24 protein-coding genes are annotated in these 21,920 nt (G+C 73.3%); 15 read left to right on the top strand and 9 right to left on the bottom strand.

From position 1 onward, the window contains the following. The first annotated feature begins 208 nt into the window (after positions 1-208). Together ACY34I_RS16565 and rsrA are read left to right on the top strand one after the other, a co-directional pair. Positions 209-1,018 (top strand): sigma-70 family RNA polymerase sigma factor, encoded by an 810-nt coding sequence (locus tag ACY34I_RS16565; RefSeq protein WP_148796407.1) that lies wholly within the window; start codon positions 209-211, stop codon positions 1,016-1,018. Positions 1,019-1,020: 2 nt separating this feature from the next. Next, entirely contained in the window at positions 1,021-1,308 is a 288-nt protein-coding gene (gene rsrA, locus ACY34I_RS16560) for a mycothiol system anti-sigma-R factor (protein ID WP_462755900.1), read from the top strand. Positions 1,309-1,419: 111 nt separating this feature from the next. Here the strand turns inward: rsrA and ACY34I_RS16555 are convergent, their stop codons facing one another. Beyond that, positions 1,420-1,494 carry a 50S ribosomal protein bL37 gene (locus ACY34I_RS16555; RefSeq protein ID WP_369700219.1) on the bottom strand — a complete coding sequence of 25 codons (75 nt, stop codon included), beginning with the start codon at positions 1,492-1,494 and terminating at the stop codon, positions 1,420-1,422. A 217-nt stretch (positions 1,495-1,711) separates the two neighbouring features. On the opposite strand from ACY34I_RS16555, the gene ACY34I_RS16550 reads away from it, so the two are divergent. Together ACY34I_RS16550 and ACY34I_RS16545 are read left to right on the top strand one after the other, a co-directional pair. Beyond that, the gene (locus ACY34I_RS16550) at positions 1,712-1,927 is read left to right on the top strand and encodes a biotin/lipoyl-binding carrier protein (RefSeq protein WP_073834949.1); all 216 of its coding nucleotides are present in this window, start codon (positions 1,712-1,714) and stop codon (positions 1,925-1,927) included. Beyond that, on the top strand, positions 1,924-2,436 hold the full coding sequence (locus ACY34I_RS16545; RefSeq protein WP_462755899.1) for a GNAT family N-acetyltransferase: 513 nt from the start codon (positions 1,924-1,926) through the stop codon (positions 2,434-2,436). The genes ACY34I_RS16550 and ACY34I_RS16545 overlap by 4 nt, the downstream gene beginning before the upstream one ends. Positions 2,437-2,488: 52 nt before the next feature. Here ACY34I_RS16545 and ACY34I_RS16540 read toward each other — a convergent pair whose 3' ends face one another. Further along, positions 2,489-3,058 (bottom strand): TetR/AcrR family transcriptional regulator, encoded by a 570-nt coding sequence (locus tag ACY34I_RS16540; RefSeq protein WP_148796402.1) that lies wholly within the window; start codon positions 3,056-3,058, stop codon positions 2,489-2,491. Positions 3,059-3,172: 114 nt separating this feature from the next. Between ACY34I_RS16540 and ACY34I_RS16535 the strand changes: the two genes are divergently transcribed. Beyond that, positions 3,173-4,762 carry an MDR family MFS transporter gene (locus ACY34I_RS16535; RefSeq protein ID WP_462755898.1) on the top strand — a complete coding sequence of 530 codons (1,590 nt, stop codon included), beginning with the start codon at positions 3,173-3,175 and terminating at the stop codon, positions 4,760-4,762. 481 nt (positions 4,763-5,243) lie between these two features. On the opposite strand, the gene ACY34I_RS16530 is transcribed toward ACY34I_RS16535, so the two are convergent. After that, complete coding sequence (locus tag ACY34I_RS16530; RefSeq protein ID WP_462755897.1) at positions 5,244-7,067, bottom strand: tetratricopeptide repeat protein; 1,824 nt, start codon at positions 7,065-7,067, stop codon at positions 5,244-5,246. A gap of 182 nt (positions 7,068-7,249) precedes the next feature. Between ACY34I_RS16530 and ACY34I_RS16525 the strand changes: the two genes are divergently transcribed. Further along, positions 7,250-8,281, top strand: a complete 1,032-nt coding sequence (locus ACY34I_RS16525) for an SIS domain-containing protein (protein ID WP_462755896.1) — start codon at positions 7,250-7,252, stop codon at positions 8,279-8,281. A gap of 25 nt (positions 8,282-8,306) precedes the next feature. Continuing rightward, positions 8,307-9,854, top strand: coding sequence for a sensor histidine kinase (locus ACY34I_RS16520; RefSeq protein WP_462755895.1), 1,548 nt, complete (start codon positions 8,307-8,309; stop codon positions 9,852-9,854). Positions 9,855-9,879: 25 nt separating this feature from the next. Here the strand turns inward: ACY34I_RS16520 and ACY34I_RS16515 are convergent, their stop codons facing one another. Continuing rightward, positions 9,880-11,571, bottom strand: coding sequence for a glycosyltransferase family 39 protein (locus ACY34I_RS16515; RefSeq protein WP_462755894.1), 1,692 nt, complete (start codon positions 11,569-11,571; stop codon positions 9,880-9,882). 380 nt (positions 11,572-11,951) lie between these two features. Between ACY34I_RS16515 and ACY34I_RS16510 the strand changes: the two genes are divergently transcribed. The 4 genes from ACY34I_RS16510 (at position 11,952) to ACY34I_RS16495 (ending at position 15,385) form a co-directional block, all read left to right on the top strand. Next, positions 11,952-13,658, top strand: coding sequence for a nitrite/sulfite reductase (locus tag ACY34I_RS16510; protein WP_462755893.1), 1,707 nt, complete (start codon positions 11,952-11,954; stop codon positions 13,656-13,658). 76 nt (positions 13,659-13,734) lie between these two features. Continuing rightward, positions 13,735-13,893 (top strand): IS1 family transposase, encoded by a 159-nt coding sequence (locus ACY34I_RS16505; RefSeq protein WP_148796392.1) that lies wholly within the window; start codon positions 13,735-13,737, stop codon positions 13,891-13,893. Next, positions 13,890-14,654, top strand: coding sequence for a phosphoadenylyl-sulfate reductase (locus tag ACY34I_RS16500; protein WP_462755892.1), 765 nt, complete (start codon positions 13,890-13,892; stop codon positions 14,652-14,654). The genes ACY34I_RS16505 and ACY34I_RS16500 overlap by 4 nt, the downstream gene beginning before the upstream one ends. Further along, a complete protein-coding gene (locus tag ACY34I_RS16495) occupies positions 14,636-15,385 on the top strand; it encodes a sirohydrochlorin chelatase (RefSeq protein WP_462755891.1) in 750 nt (249 codons plus the stop codon). The genes ACY34I_RS16500 and ACY34I_RS16495 overlap by 19 nt, the downstream gene beginning before the upstream one ends. A 156-nt stretch (positions 15,386-15,541) precedes the next feature. Here ACY34I_RS16495 and ACY34I_RS16490 read toward each other — a convergent pair whose 3' ends face one another. Next, positions 15,542-15,799 carry a WhiB family transcriptional regulator gene (locus ACY34I_RS16490; protein WP_073834718.1) on the bottom strand — a complete coding sequence of 86 codons (258 nt, stop codon included), beginning with the start codon at positions 15,797-15,799 and terminating at the stop codon, positions 15,542-15,544. A gap of 545 nt (positions 15,800-16,344) precedes the next feature. Beyond that, positions 16,345-17,295: a diacylglycerol/lipid kinase family protein gene (locus ACY34I_RS16485; protein ID WP_148796387.1), complete on the bottom strand. Its 951-nt coding sequence runs from the start codon at positions 17,293-17,295 to the stop codon at positions 16,345-16,347. Between the two features lie 42 nt (positions 17,296-17,337). Here ACY34I_RS16485 and ACY34I_RS16480 point away from each other — a divergent pair, with 42 nt between their 5' ends. Beyond that, entirely contained in the window at positions 17,338-17,727 is a 390-nt protein-coding gene (locus ACY34I_RS16480; RefSeq protein WP_462755890.1) for a hypothetical protein, read from the top strand. 33 nt (positions 17,728-17,760) lie between these two features. Here ACY34I_RS16480 and ACY34I_RS16475 read toward each other — a convergent pair whose 3' ends face one another. From ACY34I_RS16475 to sodN, 3 genes are all read right to left on the bottom strand, one after another. Then, positions 17,761-18,165 carry an ATP-binding protein gene (locus ACY34I_RS16475; RefSeq protein ID WP_148796487.1) on the bottom strand — a complete coding sequence of 135 codons (405 nt, stop codon included), beginning with the start codon at positions 18,163-18,165 and terminating at the stop codon, positions 17,761-17,763. A 31-nt stretch (positions 18,166-18,196) separates the two neighbouring features. Beyond that, a complete protein-coding gene (locus ACY34I_RS16470; protein WP_462755958.1) occupies positions 18,197-18,649 on the bottom strand; it encodes an N-acetyltransferase family protein in 453 nt (150 codons plus the stop codon). A gap of 65 nt (positions 18,650-18,714) precedes the next feature. Further along, entirely contained in the window at positions 18,715-19,119 is a 405-nt protein-coding gene (gene sodN / locus ACY34I_RS16465; protein WP_148796383.1) for a superoxide dismutase, Ni, read from the bottom strand. Positions 19,120-19,251: 132 nt separating this feature from the next. On the opposite strand from sodN, the gene ACY34I_RS16460 reads away from it, so the two are divergent. The 3 genes from ACY34I_RS16460 (at position 19,252) to ACY34I_RS16450 (ending at position 21,915) form a co-directional block, all read left to right on the top strand. After that, on the top strand, positions 19,252-19,560 hold the full coding sequence (locus ACY34I_RS16460; RefSeq protein ID WP_462755957.1) for a S26 family signal peptidase: 309 nt from the start codon (positions 19,252-19,254) through the stop codon (positions 19,558-19,560). Positions 19,561-19,700: 140 nt separating this feature from the next. Then, positions 19,701-20,876: an NAD(P)-dependent malic enzyme gene (locus tag ACY34I_RS16455; RefSeq protein WP_462755889.1), complete on the top strand. Its 1,176-nt coding sequence runs from the start codon at positions 19,701-19,703 to the stop codon at positions 20,874-20,876. Between the two features lie 76 nt (positions 20,877-20,952). Continuing rightward, positions 20,953-21,915: a zinc-binding dehydrogenase gene (locus ACY34I_RS16450; RefSeq protein ID WP_462755888.1), complete on the top strand. Its 963-nt coding sequence runs from the start codon at positions 20,953-20,955 to the stop codon at positions 21,913-21,915. Positions 21,916-21,920: the final 5 nt, after the last annotated feature.

The raw sequence follows: 21,920 nt of genomic DNA, 5'->3' as shown, positions 1-21,920 counted from the left end.
GTGACCGTCGGTGGCGGCGGGTCGTTGCATCGGATGGTGTCGGACGTCCGTTTTGGGCGTCCGAGGCCATCCTCCCAGGCCCTTCCTGGTCCCAGCGTCGGTTCGCGGCCGAGGCCGGGACCAGGAACGGCGGGTGGTGGCGGAATGCACCGGCCCACGCCGCGCGTTACTACCCCCGGACGCCATTTCCAGCCGAGGGGGGTGACCGGTGCCGACCGAGACGCGGAGCCGGGAGCGGGACGAACAGGACGCGCGGCAGCTCAGACAGCTGCTCGACGCGCCTGAGTGGCCCGCGGAGGTGCCGGCGATGGTGAGTGGCAGCACACCGGCCGGAAGTGAATCTGTGGGTAGGTCCGTACGCGTATCCTCGGCGGGGAAGCATCCGACGCGAGGGGATGTGCGGTTGACGACCGAGAAGACGGACGAGCGCAGGGCCCGCTTCGAGCGGGACGCGATGCCCTTCGTCGATCAGCTCTACGCTGCCGGGCTGCGGATGACGCGCAACCCGGCGGATGCCGAGGATCTGGTCCAGGAGACATACCTGAAGGCGTACGCCGCCTTCCACCAGTTCGAGCAGGGCACCAATCTGAAGGCCTGGCTCTACCGGATCCTGACCAACACCTACATCAACTCCTACCGGAAGCGGCAGCGCCAGCCGGTCCAGGCGCCCACGGACGAGATCACCGACTGGCAGCTCGCCGAGGCGGAGTCGCACACGTCCAGCGGGCTGCGCTCGGCCGAGACCGAGGCGCTCGACCGGCTGCCGGACAGCGACGTCAAGGAGGCCCTCCAGCAGTTGCCGGAGGAGTTCCGCCTGGCGGTCTACCTGACCGACGTCGAGGGCTTCTCCTACAAGGAGGTCGCCGACATCATGGGCACTCCGATCGGCACCGTGATGTCGCGGCTGCACCGCGGCCGTCGTAATCTGCGCAAGCTGCTCGAGCAGTACGCGGCGGAGCGGGGGTTCACCGCCGCGCCGTCGAAGGGTTCGACCGCCGCCGCCGGCCGGGAGGTGTGACCGTGAGCTGTGGAGAGCCGCACGAGACGGACTGCCGCGAAGTGCTCGCGGAGGTCTACCTCTACCTGGACCTGGAGTGTGGCGAGGAGCGGCGCGTCCTGATCCGGACCCACCTCGACGAGTGCGGGCCGTGCCTGCGCGAGTACGGCATCGAGCAGGAGGTGAAGGCGCTGGTCGCCCGCTGCTGCGGCAACGAGACCGCGCCGGATCAGCTGCGCGAACGGCTGCGGGCCCGCCTGACCGAGCTGGTGGTCTTCGAGACCACCGAGTCCCGCGAGCTCGCCGACTGAGCATCGCGCGACGAGTTGAAGACACCGGTGGCCCGGGTCCGAACGGACCCGGGCCACCGCTGTTTCCGGCCACCACGGCCGGTACGTCGCTGATCCGGCGTACGCCGACGATCAGGAGTTGGGGCGCTTGCCGTGGTTCGCGCCGCTCTTCTTGCGGGCCTTCTTCTTGCGGGCCTTCTTCGCCATGCTCTGCCTCCTTGTGCTGGTCACGGTCCGGCCGCGGCGAGCGCGGCGGAGGTCGTCGTGCCGGTGCTCCGGGCGCCGGAGACCGACCCGCTGATGCTAGTGCCGTCGGCGATCGCGCGGGTCCGGTGGGGGCGGCCCGGGCACGCCGCCCCGATCCGGGGCCGGGTCATGATTGGATACCGTTCGCAGAACAGCGGTGGAGAGGGAGGGCCCGGAGATGGCCGAGGAGATCCGCGCCGAGATGGTGGCGAACGTCTGGAAGGTCGTCGCGTCGGCCGGGGACACCGTGTCCGAAGGGGACACGCTGGTGATCCTGGAGTCGATGAAGATGGAGATCCCGGTGGTCGCCGAGTCCGACGGCGTCGTGCAGCAGATCGCGGTCAACGAGGGTGACGTCGTGCAGGACGGCGACCTGATCGCGGTGATCGGTTGAGCGGCGTCCTGGTCCGCCGGGCGGAGCCGGCCGAATACCCGGCGGTGGCGCGCCTGACGGTCGCCGCCTACGAGGCGGACGGCCAGCTCAAGGGCGAGCACGGCTACGGCGTGGTGCTCGCCGACGTGGCCACCCGGGCGGAGACCGGCGAGGTGCTGATCGCCGTCGACGAGGCCACCGGCGAGGCGCTCGGCTCGGTGACGTTCGTGCTGCCCGGCTCCCCGTACGCCGAACTCTCCGGCCCCGGCGAGGCCGAGTTCCGGATGCTCGCGGTCGACCCGGCCGCGCAGGGCCGGGGCGCCGGAGTGGCCCTGGTCCGGGCCTGCGTGGCCCGCGCCACCGACCTCGGCTGCACGGCCCTGGTGATCTGCGTACGCGCCGGCATGGCCGCAACCGCGCACCGGCTCTACGAGCGGCTCGGGTTCGTCCGGGTGCCGGAGCAGGACTGGTCCCCGCTGCCCGGCGTCGAGCTGCTGGGCCTGCGCCTGGAACTGCCCCCGCGCGGCTGACCCGGAGGCCGCCGCCCAGGCGCCCCGGAAGGCACGGCGGCCACCCGTCCGGTCAGCCGGCGTCGGCGATCTTCGCCAGCAGTTCGTCGGCCACGTCCAGGGCGATCTTCTTGCGCTCGTCCTCGGTGATGTGCGGGGCGCGGATCGCGAACCAGCTGGTGTGCACGGCGAACAGGGTCAGCGCGGCGCGGAGCTGGGCCTGCGGCGATTCGTCGCCCCGGCACAGCTCGTTGGCCAGCCGCAGCATCCGGTCCCGCATCTGCATCCCGGCGCTGAGGCTCTTCAGCACGGTCTGGTTCTGCTCGAAGAACCGCATCACCGACGGCAGTTCGCTGCTGAACATGGTGTCCGCGTACTTGGCGATGAGCGCGCGGCGGGTGGCCAGGGTGGCGGGCTGGGTTTGCGCCCACTCGATCAGCTCGTCCATCCGGCGCAGCCGGTCCTCGACGAAGCTGTTGACGATCTCGTCCTTGCTCTTGAAGTGGTAGTAGAGTGCGGCCTTGGTCACGCCCAGCCGCTCGGCGATCTCCCGTAGCGAGGTCTTCTCGTACCCCTGCTCGGTGAAGAGCTCCAGCGCGACGGCCTGGATGCGTTCCCGCGTGCCGCCTGTGCTCTCCCTCACCCTTACCACCTATCTCGCTTGACGGCTTTCCGACCACCAACTTACCGTGCGGCTAGTAAGGTAACTAGCCGGGCGGCAAGTAAGTCGGTCACAAATCTTCGGGGGAGCTTACCCATGAGTCAACCAGCCCAGGCGGTCGTGCGACCCAATGTCCGGGTCGTGCTGTTCGGCCTGATGATCGCGATGATGCTCGCGATGCTCGACAACATGATCGTCAGCACCGCGCTGCCGCGGATCGTCTTCGAGTTCGGCGGGGCCGACCACTTCACCTGGGTGGTCACCGCGTACGTGCTGGGCACCACGGTCTCCACCCCGATCTGGGGCAAGCTCGGCGACCTCTACGGCCGCAAGGCCGTCTTCCTGACCTCGGTGGTCATCTTCCTGGTCGGCTCGGCGCTGTGCGGCATGTCCGGCTCAAGCCTGCTGGGCGGCGTCAACGACGGCATGATCGAGCTGATCGCGTTCCGGGCCGTCCAGGGTCTCGGCGCCGGTGGCCTGATGGTCGGCGTGATGGCGATCATCGGTGACCTGGTGCCGCCCCGCGAGCGGGGCCGTTACCAGGGCATGATCGCCGCCATCATGGCCGTCGCCATGGTGGCCGGCCCGTTGGTCGGCGGCTTCATCACCGACCACCTCTCCTGGCGCTGGGCGTTCTACGTCAACCTGCCGCTCGGCGGCGTCGCGCTGCTGGTGCTGGCCACCACCATGCACCTGCCGAAGTACCGCACCGAGCACAAGATCGACTGGCTGGGTGCCGCGCTGCTCTCCGTCGGCATCACCGCGATCGTCCTGGTCACCACCTGGGGCGGCAACGAGTACGACTGGGTGTCCCCGCAGATCCTCGGCCTCGCCGCCCTCGCCGCGGTGACCCTGGCGGCCTTCGGCCTCGTCGAGCGGCGAGCGCCCGAGCCGATCCTGCCGCTGGGGCTCTTCGCCAACCGGAACTTCGCCCTCATCTCGGTGATCGGCTTCCTGCTCGGCTTCGCGATGTTTGGCTCGATGAACTTCCTGCCGCTCTACCAGCAGACCGTGCAGGGCGCCTCGGCCACCAACAGCGGCCTGCTGCTGCTCCCGCTGATGTTCGGGATGCTCGTGGTCTCGCTGGTGGTCGGCCGGGTCATCACCAAGACCGGTCGCTACCGCGCCTTCCCGATCGTCGGCGGCGTGGTGATGGCCGCCGGCATGGGCCTGCTGACCCTGCTCGACCTCGGCACCAGCAAGGTCGAGTCCTCGCTCTACATGATCGTGCTCGGCGTCGGCATGGGCTTCCTCATGCAGACCACGATGCTGATCGCGCAGAACAGCGTGGAGCAGAAGGACCTGGGCGCGGCGAGCGGGGCCGCCACCTTCTTCCGCTCGATCGGCGGCTCGTTCGGCGTCGCGCTGTTCGGCGCGATCTTCGCGAACCGGCTCGCCGACTCGGCCGCCGGTCCCGCGTTCGCCGGCGGGCAGGGTGGCGAGGGCGGTGCCATGGACCTGGAGAAGCTGAAGCAGCTCACCGGACCGATGCGCGAGCTCGTCCTCGGCACGCTCTCCGACGCCATCGCGCACGTCTTCTTCTGGGCGGTGTTCATCACCGTCGCGGTGCCGGCGCTCGCCTGGTTCATCAAGGAGGTCCCGCTCCGCTCGACGAACGACGCGCGCCCGGCCGCGACCCCCGAGGGCGAGGCCGAGGCCGCCCTCGGCAAGACCCCCGTCGCCTGACGCACCCGCCGCGGCCACGCCGACCCTTCCCGGGGTACGGCGTGGCCGCACCGCGTCTCCGCGTCTCCGCGTTGCCGACGTGGCCCGGTCGCCCCGCTTGATCGGCTCCAGGTCGGCGGTGTGGCGGGGTCATCGTGCTTGATCGACTCCATGTCGCCGATGGGGCGGGGTCGTGCTTGATCGACTCCAGGTCGGCGGTGTGGCCGGGTCGCCGTGCTTGATCGACTCCAGTTCCCCGGCATGAGGGTGTCGAGAGTGGGCTGATCGCGCCGGTTCGGCGATGTGGCGGACGGGTCGCCTTGATCCACACCGGCTCGGCGAGGTCGGGGTATCCGGGGCGAGTTGATCGCGCCACGTCGGCGATCCGGTGTGGATCTTGCCGAGGGCCGGCCCGGCGGCGGGGCGGGCCGGGCGGAGGGGCCGGCCGGGCGGCGGGGCGGGGCGGCGCGGCGGGGTGGGACGGGCCCGCCCGGGGCGTGGGTCAGGGGCGGCGGAAGAGGGCGGCGAGGCGGCGGCGGAGCCCCGCGAACAGACCCGGACGGGGTCCGGCGTCGAGGCCAGCGGTCAGCTCGCGGGCCAGGTCGCGGGTGGCCGGGTCCAGGTCCGGCGTGGCCAGCGCCAGGTGGGCCAGCGAGGCGGCGATCGGCACCCGCCGCTCGCGGGCCACGGCCGCCACGTCGGCGATCCGCTCGGCCACCACGGCGGCCACGTCGGGGCGTACGGAGGGGTCGACCCAGGCGGCGGTGACCAGGGCGAACAGCGCCGCCTCGGTGATCCAGTCCTCCACCCCCCAGACCAGCTCCACCAGCACCCGGCGGCGGGTCGACTCCGCCCACGGTTCGTCGGTGCGGTGGTGCAGCAGCCCGAGGCAGGCCCAGACCTGCACGCAGCGTACCCAGAGGGACGGGTCCTGACCGGCGAGCACCCGGCCCAGCGCGGTGGCCGGCGGCTCGGGCGGATGCACCAGCAGACCGAGCAGGTCGGTGACGTCCAGGGTGGCCAGTCCGACCGCCGCGTCGTACGCGGCCGGCGGGTGCGGCCAGGCCGGGTGGGCGAGCTGCCGGATCCGCTCCGCCGCCTCGGCCGACGGGGTGGGCAGGGTGGGCGCGGCGATCGTCCCCTCATAACGCCAGAGCTGGCAGGTGGTGGCCCGACGGGGTTCCCGCGGGTCCGGGCCGACGACGGCGACCACCTCCACGTCCAGCCCCGGAGCGGCCGCCGCCGCGGTCCGCATGGCGCTCGGCGGTTCGAGCGCGTCGAGGCGTACGGCGACCCGGGCGGCGCCCTCGGCGGCGAGGGCCTGCCGCAGCGCGTCCAGCACCGGCCCGCCGGCCGGGGTCACCTGACCGAGCCAGGGGCGGCTGCGGCAGCACTCGGCCAGGTCGCCGTGTTCGTGGGTGTCGTCGGGGTGGTCGCGGACGAAGTCGGCGAGGGCGACCAGGTGGGCGACGTCCCCGTCGCGCTGGAAGCGCAGCCGGTGCGCGGTGTGCACCGCGCAGTCGAACGTCGGGTCCCGGGTGAGCGCCCGGTCGATCCAGTCCAGCGCCTCGTCGAGCCGGCCGTTGTCGGCCAGGGTGCCGGCGATGTCGGCGTACACGGCGAGGTCGTCGGGGTCGAGTGCGACCGCCCGGCCGAGCGCCGCGAGCGCGTCTCGGGTCCGGCCGGCGCTGCGGTAGGCGTACCCGAGCCACACCTCGCCGAGTTTGGTGGGCTCCGCGCGTACCCCTCGGGCGGCCCAGGTGACCGCGAGGGCGACCTCGCCGACGCGCCGGGCCAGCGCGGACGCCGCGCCCAGCAGCAGCGCGTGCCCGGGATGCACGGTGACCGCGTTGCGGGCCAGCACGAGGTACGGCCGCAGCGGGTCGCGGAGGCGGCGGGGGGCCGGGTCGGGCACCGCCGCGCAGATCTGCATGAGGATCCGGGCGGCGCGTTCGGGATCGAGCCGTTCGGGCAGGTCGGGGGCGGTCACCCAAGGAACCCCGGCCCAGTCGGCGCCGGGCGCGTAGCCGGTCGCGGCGGCCAGCAGGTCGAGCCCCTCGGCGGGGCGCCCGGCGGCGGCGAGCAGGTGGGCGCGGGCCACCACCGCGCCGACGAAGGCGTGGTGCCCGAGGGGGAAGAGCTCCAGGTCGCCGCCGCTGGCCGCGGCCACCCGGGCGAGGGTCTCGTGCACCTCGGGCAGCGTCGGGGCCCGGACGAGGGCGGCGGCGACGTGGTCCGCGGCGTGCGGGAGGTCTCCGTCGGCCAGCGCCAGCCGGGCCAGCGTGAGCTCCTCCTCCGCGGCGAGCGCGGGGTCGTCCTCGGGCACGTCGTCCTCTCGATGGTCCGTCCACCAGCCGGGCAAGCCTAGGCGATCACCGGTCCCTCTGGTGATCTACTGCGCACTACTGCGCGTTCCGTTGCTCGTCACAGCCGAAAGATGCAAGACTGAGCACGGATCGCGCGGCAATCGCGCAGAAGGGGGCTTCCGTGACGCGTCCAGGGGCTGGCATGGCCGCCGACATCGAGGAGCAGCCGGCCGGTTACGACCGCCTGCTCTCCGCCGAGCACGCCGGGGCGATCGCCCGGGTCGCGGCGGTGATCGCCGAGCGCCGGCCCCGCCACGTGGTCTTCACCGCCCGGGGCACCTCCGACCACGCGGCGCTGTACGCCGCGTACCTGAGCGAGATCCGGCTCGGCCTCCCCGCCGGCCTCGCCTCGCCGAGCGCGATCACCGTCTTCGGCGCCCGGCCGGACCTGTCCGACGCCCTCGTGGTCGGGGTGAGCCAGAGCGGCGGCTCGCCCGACCTGGCCGAGGTGCTGCGGGTGGCCCGCGCCTCGGGCGCGCTCACCCTCGCCGTCACCAACAACCCCGACTCGCCGCTGGCCGGCACCGCCGAGCTGAGCGTGGACATCGCCGCCGGGCACGAGCGGGCGGTCGCCGCGACCAAGACGTACACGGCCGAGCTGCTCGCGCTGCTCATGCTGATCGAGGGGGTACGCGCCGGCGACGGCACGCTCCCCGCCGAGGAGCGGGCGGCCCTCGCCCGCCTGCCCGAGCTGGCCGAACGCACCCTGTCCGACGCCACCCCGGCGCAGCTCGCCCCGCGCTACCGGTTCGCCGCCCAGCTGGTCACCACCGGCCGGGGATACGCGTACCCGACGGCCCGGGAGGCCGCGCTCAAGCTGATGGAGACGTCCTACCTGCCGGCGCTCGCCTTCTCCGGCGCCGACCTGCTGCACGGCCCGCTCGCCATGACCGACCCGGACGTGCCGGTGCTCGCCGTGGTCGGCTCCGGCCCCGGCGGCGAGTCGATGCGCGAGGTGCTGCCCCGGCTCGGGGAGCGCCGTGCCGACGTGGTGGTGGTCGGCTCCGCCGACGTCGAGGTGACCGCCCGGATGGCCGTGCCCGAGGTCGACGAGCGGTACGCCCCGCTGCTGGACATCCTCCCGCTGCAGCGGATCGCCCTGGCCCTGGCCCTGGCCCGGGGTGAGGATCCGGACGCTCCGCGCGGGTTGAAAAAGGTCACCGCGACGATGTGACGCCCGGCGTGGCACGCTGGTCAGCGTGTCCACCCTGCGCGACCTCGCCGAGGAGCACACCCAGCTCCGGCCGACCGACATCGACCACCTGCACCGGATCGCCGGCGACTGGCAGCTCCTCTCCGACCTGTCCTTCGCCGACCTGCTGCTCTGGGTGCCCGTGGACGGCGACGGCACGTTCCTCTGCGTGGCCCAGGTCCGGCCCACGACCGCCCCGACCGCGTACCTCGACGACCAGGTCGGGCGGATCGTCGGCGGGCCGGAGGTGGCGCACCTGGAGGTGGCCCACCGGCAGGGGCGGATCTGGCGGGAGGGCGACCCGGTCTGGTATGGCGACGTGCCCGCCCGGCACGAGGCCATCCCGGTGCGGCTGCGGACCGCCGACGGGGAGTCCGGCGAGGTCATCGCCGTGGTCGGCCGGGACACCAACCTCTCCACCGCGCGTACGCCCAGCCAGCTCGAACTGAACTACCTGACCACCGCCGACGACCTGGCCCAGATGATTGCCGACGGCACCTTCCCGCCGCCCCGGCATCCGGGCGAGACCACCTCGGCGCCGCGGGTCGGCGACGGGCTGGTCCGGCTCGACGCCAACGGTCAGGTCACCTACGCCAGCCCGAACGCGCAGTCCGCGTACCGCCGGTTGGGCTACGCCTCCCACCTGGTGGGGGAGGACCTGGCCAAGCTGCACCGCCGGTTGGCCGGCGACCCGCTGGAAGGCACCGACGCCGGCAACGCGGTGCTGGCCGCGCTGCGCGGCGAGGCCCCGCCCCGGCGGGAGATCGACGCCCGCGGCGCCACCATGCTCACCCGCGCACTGCCGCTGATGCCGGCCGGCGTGCCGATCGGCGCGCTGGTGCTGGTCCGCGACATCACCGAGGTACGCCGCCGCGACCGCGCCCTGATCACCAAGGACGCCACCATCCGGGAGATCCACCACCGGGTGAAGAACAACCTGCAGACCGTCGCCGCGCTGCTCCGCCTCCAGGCCCGCCGGGTCGGCATGCCCGAGGCCCGGGTCGCCCTGGAGGAGTCGGTACGTCGGGTCGCCTCGATCGCGCTGGTCCACGAGACCCTCTCCCTGTCCAGCGACGAGGCGGTCGAGTTCGACGGGATCGTGGACCGGGTGGCCAGCGCGGCCACCGAGGTCGCGGCCACCGAGGTGACCGTCGGCATGCGCCGGCAGGGTAGCTTCGGCGTACTGCCCGCCGAGATCGCCACCTCGCTGGTGATGATCCTCAACGAGCTGCTGCTCAACGCCGTCGAGCACGGCTTCCCGCCGGCCGGGGAGGAGGGTGCCGCCGGCCCGCGGGACGGGGTGGAGCCCGAGGTGGTGGTCTCCGCGCACCGGTTCCGCAAGCAGCTGCACGTCTCCGTCACCGACAACGGGCGCGGCCTGCCCGAGCAGTTCGACGCCGAGCGCGGCGGCAACCTGGGCCTGCAGATCGTCCGGGCCCTGGTCACCGGCGAGCTGCGCGGCACCATCGAACTGCGCAACGGCGCCACCGGCGGCACCGAGGCCGTGCTGGTCGTCCCACTGGCCCGCGGCACCACCGACCGCCTCACCGCCTGACCCCGCACCCCCCGGCGGGCGGCGGTCAGCGGGTGAGGAGGGCGACCGTGATGCCGGCGCGGGGCCACACCTGTTCGACGGTGAAGCCGTCCCGGAGGGCTGCCCCCTTGGGGCCGGGCACCGCGGCCACCGGATCGGTCCGCCGGCCGGACACCACCAGCCAGAGTCGCCGTACCCCGGCCAGGCACTCCGCCGGCCGGTCGCACTCGCTGGCCCAGAGGTCCGCGCGCTGCCGCTGGTCGCGGACCACCAGCACGTCGCGGGGTCGCCGCGCCCCCAGGTGGTACGCCATGCCCAGGTCGAGGAAGAGCCAACTCTCCCGGGGCGAGTACGCGATCGCGTCGCCCGGCTGCTCGTGGTCGGCGATGATCCGGGCCGAGCCCCGGTAGTCGACGGGGGCGGTGCGCGGCCACTCGTGGGTGCGGCGCAGCGCCGCCTGGTCGGGCAGGCCGAGCACCCCGGCCAGGGTCACCACGGCGAGCGCCGGCGCCAGCCGTACGCCGGCCAGCGCCGCCCCGGCCAGCAGGCAGGCGAACGGCACGGTGAAGACCAGGTACCGGGTCACCCAGAGCGGCACGAGCGCCCCGGCGGCGAAGAGCAGCAGCACGGGCAGCAGGACCGCCGCGCCGGGCAGCAGGGCCCGCCGGCCGAGCCGCCCCGCGCCGAGCGCGGCGACGCCGACCAGCAGTCCACCCACCACCCCGCTCTGCGCCAGCCCGCCGGGCAGCGCCGCCAGGTCGCCCGGGCGGGCCAGGTGCACCCAGTCGAGCTGCCGGGACCGCTGGCCCCCGGCGAGCAGCACCAACGGCGTGACCAGCACGACGGCCGGCAGCAACGCGACCACCCACCGCCAGGCCGGCGCGGCGGCCGACCCGCCGGGTGGCGCAGGGCCGGAGCTGGTTCGGGGAGCCGGCCGGCGCTCGTCCGCCGGCCCAGCACCCCGGTCGTCGGCCGTCGGCCTGCCCACCGGCCGCCCGCCGATCGCGCGGCCGTCCGCCTGGGCGCCGGTGGCACGGTCGTCCGCCTGGTTGGCGGTCGTGTCGCCGCCGGCCTGGTCGCCGGGTGCGTGCGTGCTCGCCGGGTCCCGGAGGCCGGCCGCCGCCGAGCCCCGCCCTGCGGCGAGCAGCACCACGAGCCCGTGCGCGGCGAGCAGGGTGAGGGCGATCAGGTGGGTCAGGCCCAGGGCGGCGACGGCCAGGGCGTACCCGGTCCAGCGCCGCCAGGTCGGCCGGCGCAGCGCCCCGAGCAGCAGCAGCGTGGCGAGTGCGGCGAGGAAACTCGCGAGGGCGTACGGGCGGGCCTCCTGGCCGTACCGGGAGGTGCTCGGCAGGACGGCGAAGAGCAGCCCGGCGAGCAGCCCCACCCGGGCGGTGACCAGCCGTTCGCCGAGCCGGGCGGTGAGCGCGGCCGCCCCGGCCATGGCGAGCGCGGACGGCAGCCGCAGCGCGGTCGGTGAGGCCCCGGCCAGCGCCGTCCAACCATGCAGCAACAGGTAGTACGGCCCGGTCGCGGCGTCGATGGTGCCGGCCAGCCGGGCCAGGTCGCCGACCGGACGGGTGGCGGCGCTCCAGGTGGCCAGCTCGTCCCGCCACGGCTGCGCGTGCCCGATCCCGGCGAGGGTGACCGCCAGCGTGAGCAGCGCGGGTGCCGCCGTGACCCACCACGTCGGGCGCTCACCGGTGGTCCCGGCCGGGGTGGGCGACGCACGGGTGGTCACCTGTCGCAGCGTCACACAGGTGCGCATCATGGGTCCGCCGATTCGCGGTGCGGCCACCCGGTGAGCGGTACGGCGCGACAGTGGATCACCGTCGATGCCCGTGATGTGGGATCACACACTCGGACGTTGGCTGGTCATCCGGGGTTGTGGGAGCATATGGCCCATGACCGCCGCTGTCGTCCGCCGCTTCGTGGCCCGTCGCCACGTCGATTACGGCCGCGTGCGCAGCGCGATCTGTCCGGCCTACTGACGACGCCCGACCCATCCGTCTCGGGCGCGCTTCCGCGCCGGCCGTCATCGACATCGCCGTCCACGGCCCTTCGTAGGGCCGGCCGTCGCGTTTGCGTACCCAGGCACAGCAGACAACGGAGGACGCCGCGATGGCGGTCAGCAGCACCCCGACCCGCTCCGACAACCCACCCGCCACGCGGGCACCCCGCCGTGCCCGTGGCGAGGGACAGTGGGCGCTCGGGCACCGCGAGCCGCTCAACGCCAACGAGCGGATCAAGAAGGACGACGACCCGCTGAACGTGCGGGCCCGGATCGAGAACATCTACGCCCACCGGGGGTTCGCGTCCATCGACCCGCAGGACCTGCGCGGCCGGTTCCGCTGGTGGGGGCTCTACACCCAGCGCAAGGCGGGCATCGACGGCGGGCGTACGGCCGTGCTGGAGCCGCACGAGCTGGAGGACGAGTTCTTCATGCTCCGGGTCCGGGTGGACGGCGGCGAACTCAACCTGGCGCAGCTCCGGGTCGTCGCCGGCATCTCCCGCGAGTTCGCCCGGGACACCGCCGACATCACCGACCGGCAGAACATCCAGTTCCACTGGATCCGGGTGGAGGACGTGCCGGAGATCTGGCGCCGCCTGGAGGAGGTGGGTCTGCAGACCACCGAGGCGTGCGGCGACTGCCCCCGGGTCGTGCTCGGCAGCCCGGTCGCCGGGGTGGCCCAGGAGGAGGTTGTCGACCCGACCCCGGCGGTCGACGAGATCGTCCGCCGGTACGTCGGCGACAAGCGGTTCTCCAACCTGCCCCGCAAGTTCAAGACCTCAATCTCCTGGCTGGTCGACACCCCGTACGAGGCGAACGACATCGCTTTCCTGGGCGTGGTGCACCCGGAGTACGGTCCCGGCTTCGACCTCTGGGTCGGCGGCGGCCTGTCCACCAACCCGATGCTGGCCAAGCGCCTCGGCGTCTGGGTGCCGCTGGCCGAGGTGCCGGACGTCTGGGCCGGCGTGGTCGGCATCTTCCGCGACTACGGCTACCGGCGGCTGCGTAACCGGGCCCGGCTGAAGTTCCTGCTGGCCGACTGGGGCGTGGAGCGCTTCCGCGAGGTGCTGGAGAAGGAGTACCTGGGCCGGACGCTGCTCGACGGCCCGGCCGCGGAGCTGCCGGCGAAGCCGGTCGACCACATCGGCGTGCACCCGCAGCGCGACGGCCGCAACTACGTCGGCGCCGCCCCGGTGGTGGGTCGGGTCTCCGGCCCGCAGCTCGCCCGGCTCGCCGACGTGGTCGAGGCACACGGCAGCGACCGGGTGCGGCTCACTCCGTACCAGAAGCTGCTGGTGTTGGACGTGGCGCCGGAGCGGACCGACTCGCTGGTGGCGGAGCTGCGCCGGATCGGCCTGGAGGCCCGGCCGTCGGCCTGGCGGCGCGGCACCATGGCCTGCACCGGCATCGAGTTCTGCAAGCTCGCCATCGTCGAGACGAAGCGGCGCGGCGAGGAGCTGGTGGCCCGGCTGGAGGAGCGGCTGCGCGACTTCGACGCCGACATCTCCATCCACCTCAACGGCTGCCCGAACGCGTGCGCCCGCACCCAGGTGGCCGACATCGGGCTCAAGGGCCAGCTGGTGGTGGGCCCGGACGGCCGGCAGGTGGAGGGCTTCCAGGTGCACCTCGGCGGCGGCCTCGGCATGGCGCAGGGGCAGACCGCCGGCTTCGGCCGCAAGCTGCGCGGCCTGAAGACCACCGCCGAGGAGCTTCCGGAGTACGTGGAACGCCTGGCCCGCCGCTACCTGGCCGGCCGGACCGCGGGCGAGACGTTCGCCAACTGGGTGATCAGGGTCGACGAGGAGGAACTCCGATGAGCGAGCACAGCGAGCGAATCAGCCAGTTCAGCGTCCCGGTGACTCATCGTGGCGCCGAGCGGAGCGAGGTGGCGCGGTGAGTGAGACCCGTTCCGCGCCGCTGTACTGCCCGTACTGCGGGGAGGAGGACCTGCGGCCGAGCGAGGCCGGGCACGGCGCCTGGGAGTGCCACGCCTGCGCCCGGGTCTTCACCGTCAAGTTCACCGGCCTGCTCGGCCGGGCGGTGACCCGATGACCGGCCTGGTCTCCGCCGCCAACCTGGGCCTGGTCGGGGCCGGCGGCCCGACCGCCGCCGATCCAAGGCGGCGCGACCCCGAGGAGCTGCGCGCGCTGGCCGAGGAGGCCGGCCGGGAGCTGGCGGACGCCCCCGCGCTGGAGATCGCCCGCTGGGCCGCCGAGACCTTCGGCGACCGGTTCTGCGTGACCAGCTCGATGGCGGACGGCGTGCTGGCCCACCTGGTGTCCCGGGTCGCCCCCGGTGTCGACGTGGTCTTCCTGGACACCGGCCTGCACTTCCCGGAGACGCTCCGGGTCCGCGACGAGGTGGCCCGGCGGCTGCCGGTGAACGTCCGGTCGATCCGGCCCCGGATGACCGTCGGCCAGCAGGACGGGCAGTACGGCCCCCGGTTGTTCAACCGGTCCCCGGACGACTGCTGCCAGCTGCGCAAGGTCGAGCCGCTGGAGCGGGCGCTGACCGGATACGACGCCTGGGCCGCGGGGCTGCGCCGGGACGAGTCGCCGACCCGGGCCAACACCCCGGTGGTGGCCTTCGACGCCCGGCGCGGCAAGGTCAAGGTGAACCCGATCGCCGCCTGGACGCAGCGCGACGTGGACGCCTACGTGGCGCGTTACGACATCCCGGTCAACGAGCTGTTCGGCCGCGGCTACGGCTCGATCGGCTGCTGGCCGTGCACCCGGCGGACGAGGGCGGGGGAGGACCCGCGGTCCGGCCGGTGGGCGATGTTCGAGAAGACCGAGTGCGGGCTGCACACCTGACGGCCGATCCGCCGGTGGTGCTGGTCGCCCACGGCAGTCGTGACCCGCGGGCGGCCGAGGCGACCCGGGCGCTGGCCCGCGCCGTGGCGGCCGCCCGGCCCGGCAGCACGGTGCTGCCGAGCTGGCTGGACCACACCGAGCCCGGGCCGACCGCGGTGCTGCGGGAACTCGCCGCCGCCGGGCACCCCCGGGCGGTGCTGGTGCCGCTGCTGCTGACCGCCGCGTACCACCGGAAGGTCGACATCCCGGCGGCCGTCGCCGCCGCGCGCGCGGACGGACCGCCGATCGACGTACGGGTCGCCGACGTGCTCGGACCGGCCGTCGGACGGGTGGACGGCGGGCTGCTGGCCGGGCTGCGCCACCGGCTGGCCGAGGCGGCGCCGGGCGGGTACGACGCCCTGGTACTGGCCGCCGCGGGTACCCGGGATCCCCGGGCGCGCGGCTCGGTGGGCCGGGTGGCCGCGGCGCTCGGCGCCGGCCTCGGCGTTCCCTGTCGCGTGTCGTACGCCTCGGCGGCGCCCCCGGCGGTCGGCGTCGCGGTGGCGAAGCTGCGGGCGGGCGGGGCCCGCCGGGTCGGGGTGGCCGCCTACTTCCTGGCGCCGGGTCTGTTCCACGACGGTGTGCTCGCCGCCGCGCGGGACGCCGGAGCGGTCGCCGTCGCCGCACCGCTCACCGACGCCCCCGACCTGGCCGACCTGGTCCTCCGCCGCGCCGCCGCCCAGCTCGGCTGACGCCGCCCGGCTTGGCTGTCACGAGGTTGGCGGCGCTCGGCACTGTCCACATCGCCGTCAACCTCATGATCGACGTGGCGCGGCGGGCCGCCGGGTGGGGGTGGGCAGCAAGACGCCCCGGCGGGTGGACCCGGCCGGGGCGTGCTGTGCGTGCGATCAGGCGGAGTGAGCGCGCAGCACCCTGAGACCGCCGCGGCGCTTCACCGCGCGGCGCTCCTCCTCGCTCATCCCGCCCCAGACGCCGGCGTCCTGACCGGACTCCAGCGCCCACTGCAGGCACTGGTCGGTCACCGGGCAGCGCCGGCAGACGGCCTTGGCCTGCTCCACCTGCAGGAGGGCCGGACCGGACGTCCCGATCGGGAAGAACAGCTCCGGGTCCTCGTCGCGGCAGACGGCATCGTGGCGCCAGTCCATGGCGGCAACACTCCTCATTCTTAAGTGGGGGCCAGATAACGCTTCGTTGCTTTTCCTATATGCGTCCGCATTGCCGACTGGTGACGGTCAGCATCCACCAATTCGGCAGTGCGTGAGCAGGCTGCGGGCCCCGGGACCTGCTGGAACAGCTCAACCTGCCGAGCATATCCAGGCAATGTCCCGGTAACACAAGTTCGCTTGTGAATACTTTCACGAACTGCGGCGATGTCAAGGGTGCCGCTCGGAAAAACTCCGAACAGTGAGCGGACTCACCACCCTTTTGTCCGGGTTTCAGAGCGCTCTGGTTACCCGGCGTACCACAGTCGAGGATCAATATAGTACGGTCTGCGTGACATTGCTGACATTTCCGGCACCTTTCGTCGGTGTGGCTTGCGACGACCCCAGCTCGGCGCGTCTGCGCCACGACCTGAAGCCGTCGCCGACAACCCCAACTCGGCGCGTCCGACGTCGCGCCGCGACTGGAGCAATCGCCCACCACGGGAGTGCGGTGGGTCACCCGGTCAACCGACGGCAGTACCCGAGACCTAGCAGATTACTCTCAGTGCGGCCGGAATGGATGCGAATCTAACTTTCTCTCGCTCGCCCAGGTAGTCCCCGTCCAGCTGGAAGGCCAGCGGTCGGGCCGAGAGCAGGGTGAACTCCGCCACGTCGTGCAGCCGGAGCACCCGGCGGCCGTGCGGGTCGGGCGTACGGGAGAAGAACTGGGTCACCGTACGTGCCGTGCTGACGACGCGCAGTTGCCGCATCGCCAGCACGTCCAGGCCGAGGTCGAAGGACGCCTGTGGGTTCGGGTTGATCTCGCGCTCGCCCAGGTACGTCCAGGGCGCCGTGTTCTGGACGATGACCGTGCCCAGCTCGGCCTCGGCGGTCTCGCCCGGCCGCTCCAGGGTGATGCTGGGATGGCGCCGGTCGGAGGCCAGGAAGTACTGGCTGACCGTCGACCGGAGATAGAGCGCCGGCGTCGAGACCCGGCCCCGCTTGCGGGCCCGCTCCACCCGGTGGATCACCGCAGCGTCGATGCCGAAGCCGGCGCAGAAGGTGAAGTAGCGGTCGTCCGCCCGACCCAGGCCGATCGTCCGGGACCGGCCCAGGCGCAGCCCCTCCAGGATCATGCTGGTCCCGTCGGGCCACTCCCGGGGCAGGCCGAGCGCGCGGGCGAAGACGTTGGTCGAGCCGCCGGGCACGGTGGCCAGCGCCGGCAGCCGCTCCGCCGGCGTGCCCCCGGTGCGGAACGTCGGCGGCTCGGCCGTCATCAGGCCGTTCACCACCTCGTTGACCGTGCCGTCGCCGCCGAGCGTGACCACCAGGTCGACGCCCTCCGCGGCGGCCTCCCGGGCCAGGTCCACGGCGTGGCCCCGCCGGCGGGTGTACCGCACCGACAGGTCGACTTCGCTGCGCAGCGCCCGGACCAGGACGTCACGGCTGCGTTCACTGGTGGTGGTGGCCTTCGGATTGACCACCAGGACGGCCCGCATGGGCGGCACTGTACCGCGCCTACTCACGGGTATCGTGGCGCCGTGACGATCGACTCCGACCCGGTCCCCGCCCCGCTCCGCTGGGCGGTACACCTGCTCCGCGCCGAGGCGGTGGCGCTCGGCCTGGTCGCGGTGTGGCTGATCTGGTCCGACCTGACCGCGCCCGCCACCGACCTGACCTCGGCGCTGCTGGTGACGGTCTTCGCGCTCGGTGGGGCGGCCGCGCTCTGGGCCCTCGGCGGCGCGCTGGTACGCCGGAAGTCCGGTGCCCGGGCACCCGCCATCGTGCTCCAGCTCATGCTGCTGCCGGTCGGCTGGTACATGATCCAGGGCGGGCTGGGCTGGCTGGGCCTGCCGCTGATGGCCCTCGGTCTCGGGGTCACCGGGCTGCTGGTCAGCTCGCCGACCAACCGGGCGCTCGGCTTCCACTGACGCCTCCCCCGGCCCCGACCGGGGCGGCGGCCGTCAGTAGCCGGAGGCGCGGCGGGTCAGCAGGGAGATGGTGGCCCGACCGTCGGCGGCCCGGGCGGACGCCGCGGTCGTCAGCGCGGTGAGCACCTTCCAGGCGAAGGATGACTCGGAGGGCAGCGTCGCGCCCCGGACGGTCGGCACGGTGACCTCGACGGTGAGCGCGTCCTCGGTCACCGCGAACCGGCACTCCAGTTCGGCGTTGCGGGTGGCGATGGCGAGCAGCATGGCGCAGGCCTCGTCGACCGCGATGCGCAGGTCCTCGATCTCGTCGAGGGCGAACTGGAGCCGGGCCGCGAGCCCGGCCGTGGCGGTGCGGAGCACGCCGAGATACCCGCCGTCGGCGGGCACGGTGAGGTGCACGACATCATCACTCGTCGGCTGGCCGGTCAGTTGAGTCACCCTCATCCCCCTGGTGCGGGACTCTACCCGGTCAGCCGCCGGGGGATGTGACGGCCGTCGCCTGCGCGGCGAGGTCGTGCAACGCCGTGCCGGCGAGCCGGTAGGGGACCCACTCGTCCATCGGGGCCGCCCCGATGGCGGCGTAGAAGCGGGCCGCCGGATTCCAGTTGATCATCCACCACTCGAGCCGCCGGTAGCCGCGCTCGATACAGATCGCGGCGAGGGTGGCGAGCAGCAGGCGACCCGCGCCGGTGCCCCGGGCGGCCGGCCGGACGTACAGGTCCTCCAGGTAGATGCCGTGCACGCCCTCCCAGGTGGAGAAGTTGAGGAACCAGAGGGCGAAGCCGATCGGCTGGTCGGCCTGGTCCACCGCGACGTGGCCGAAGAGCGCCGGCGTGGGCGCGAACAGTGCGGCGGTGAGCTGCTCCTCGGTGAGGTGGCACTGCTCGGGGGCTCGCTCGTAGTCGGCGAGTTCGTGCACCATCGCGACGACGGCCGGCACGTCCTCGGGACGCGCCGGCCGGATCGTCGGTGCCGGAAGCGGCGGGGTCACGCCTGCTTGGTCTCCCAGAAGATCTTCGAGATCTCGTCGATCTTCGAGAGCAGCTCGTCGGCCTTGGTCGGGTCGGTGGCACCCTTGGCGCCGGCGGAGCCCGCGAGCTTGGTGGCCTCGTTGAAGAGCTGGTGCAGGTGCGGGTACTTCTCGAAGTGCGCCGGCTTGAAGTAGTCGGTCCAGAGCACCCAGAGGTGGTGCTTGACCAGCTCGGCCCGCTGCTCCTTGATCAGGATCGCCCGGGTGCGGAACTCCGGGTCGGTGTTCGCCTGGTACTTCTCGCAGATCATTTTGACCGACTCGGCCTCGATCCGGGCCTGCGCCGGGTCGTAAACGCCGCACGGCAGGTCACAGTGGGCACTGACGGTCACACGGGGCGTGAGGATGCGGGGAAGGCGCATCAGGGTCCTCCATGGGATGTTTGCGATGATCCAAGACGACATTACTCCTGGACATGCTCCCCGGCGGGCGGGAGGTGAAACCCGGTGCGGGCGGTGAACGGATCCGATCCGTGGGGCGTGCGCGGCCCGTTGATGCCGGTGCTGGTCACCGGGCCGTCCATGGCCCCGACCCTGCGGCACGGCGACGCGGTGCTGGTGCGTACCGGCGGTCGGCCGGTCCGTCCCGGCGACGTGGTGGTCGCGGTCTTCCGCAGCCGCCCCGACCTGCTCGTGGTCAAGCGCGCCGTCCGGGCACAGGACGGCGGCTGGTGGGTACGCGGCGACAACGACCTGGTCACCGACGACTCCCGGGCGTACGGGGTGGCGGACGTACGGGGCCGGGTGGTGGCCCGCTACTGGCCGCGTCCCGGGCTGGTCAAAGGTCGGCGGCGGTGGATATGACCCCGCTCACACCCGGGTGACGGGTGCGCCACTATGCTCGGAAAGTGCCCGGGTGACCCCCCGCACCGCCGCCCCGCTGGCCGCTGACCACGCGCGCCGAGCCGGGCCGGTCCGTCTGCTCGACAGATCCTGGAGTCACCATGTCTTCGTCCCCTCCGGACCCCGCAGATCCCGTCTTCCGGCTGCACCGCGGCGGCAAGATGGCCGTCGCCTCGACCGTGCCGCTGACCAGCCGGGAGGACCTCTCCCTCGCGTACACCCCGGGGGTGGCCCGGGTCTGCGAGGCGATCGCCGCCGACCCCGACCTGGTCGACGACTACACCTGGGTGTCGCACACCGTCGCCGTGGTCACCGACGGCTCCGCCGTACTGGGCCTGGGCAACATCGGCCCGCGCGCGGCGCTGCCGGTGATGGAGGGCAAGGCGGTGCTGTTCAAGCAGTTCGGGGGCGTGGACGCCGTGCCGATTTGCCTGGACACCCAGGACGTCGACGAGATCGTGGCGACGGTCCGGGCGCTCGCCCCGTCGTTCGGCGGGATCAACCTCGAGGACATCAGCGCCCCGCGCTGCTTCGAGGTGGAGCGCCGGCTGGACGAGGCGCTGCCGATTCCGGTCTTCCACGACGACCAGCACGGCACCGCGATCGTGGTGCTGGCCGCGCTGCGCAACGCGGCCACCCTGCTCAACCGCAAGCTGGGCGACCTGCGGGTGGCGGTCAGCGGGGCCGGCGCGGCCGGCGTCGCGGTGACCAAAATGCTGGTCGCCGGGGGAGTGAACCCGGACCAGGTGGTGGTCTGCGACTCCAAGGGCATCCTCGGCCGGCATCGCGAGCTGACCGGGACCAAGGCCGAGCTGGCCGAGACGACCAACGCGGACGGCCGGCAGGGCGGCATCGCCGAGGCGCTGCGCGGCGCGGACGTGCTGGTCGGCGTGTCGGGTGGGCAGATTCCCGAGGCGGCGGTGGCCGGGATGGCCCCGGGCGGCATCGTCTTCGCGCTGGCCAACCCCACGCCCGAGGTGCATCCCGAGGTGGCCGCCCGGCACGTCGCGGTGGTCGCCACCGGGCGCAGCGACTACCCCAACCAGATCAACAACGTGCTCGCCTTCCCCGGCGTCTTCCGGGGCGCGCTGGACGCCGGGGCCACCCGGATCACCGACGGGATGAAGGTGGCCGCCGCCGACGCCATCGCGGGGGTGGTCGCCGAGTCGCTGACCCCGGAGGCGATCGTGCCGTCCCCGCTGGACCCGCGGGTCGCGCCGGCGGTCGCCGAGGCCGTCGCCGAGGCGGCTCGCCGCGACGGGGTGGCCCGCCGCTGAATCGGGGGAAGGGGCCCTTCTTGTGGCGTTTTGCACTCCGAAGGGTCCCTTCTTAACGAGCGCTCAGCTTGTTACCGTGCCGATCATGCGTGCCGCCTATGCCTCCGCCTTCGACGCCGACAACCCGCTCGCCGCGCTCACCGTCGGCGACCGTCCCGAGCCGACCCGTCCCGAGCCGGACTGGGTCACCGTGCAGGTGCGGGCCAGCTCGCTCAACCACCATGACCTCTGGTCGCTGCGCGGGGTGGGCCTCAGCGGCGACCAGCTGCCGATGATCCTCGGCTGCGACGCGGTCGGCACCGACCCGGACGGCAACGAGGTGGTCATCTACCCCGTGGTGCCCACCCCGGGTGACCCGCGCGGGGTCTCCATCCTCTCCGAGCACTTCCCGGGCACCTTCGCCGAGCGGGTGGCCGTACCCCGGATGAACCTGCTGCCGCTGCCCGCCGGCCTGTCGGCGACCGACGCGGCCTGCCTGCCCACGGCCTGGCTCACCGCGTGGCGGATGCTCACCACCAAGGGGCGGGTCGCCGACGGCGAGTCGGTGCTGGTCCAGGGGGCCGGCGGCGGCGTGGCCACCGCGGCCGTCGCGCTCGGCGTCGCGCTCGGCAAGCGGGTGTACGCGACCAGCCGCGACGCCGCCAAGCGGGAGCGGATCACCGAGCTGGGGGCGACCGCGGTGGAACCCGGTGCTCGGCTGCCCGAGCGGGTCGACGTGGTGATCGAGACGGTCGGCGCCGCCACCTTCGACCACTCGCTGAAGTCCGCCGCGCCGATGGCCCGGATCGTCGTCTCCGGGGCCACCGCCGGGCACGAGCCCAAGGTCAACCTGCGCCGGGTCTTCGCCATGCAGCTGGAGATCCTCGGCACCTCGATGGGCACCCCGGACGAGCTCACCGAGCTCCTGGCGTTCTGCGCCGAGCACGAGGTGCGCCCGGTGGTCGACAGCGTGGTGCCGTTCAGCCGGATCCAGGACGGGTTCGCCCGCCTCGCCTCCGGCGACGTCTTCGGCAAGGTCGTCATCGACCACACCGCCTGACGGGG

Source organism: Micromonospora sp. RTBAU3-60 (assembly GCF_054963695.1).
This window is presented reverse-complemented; position numbering and strand designations above follow the sequence as displayed.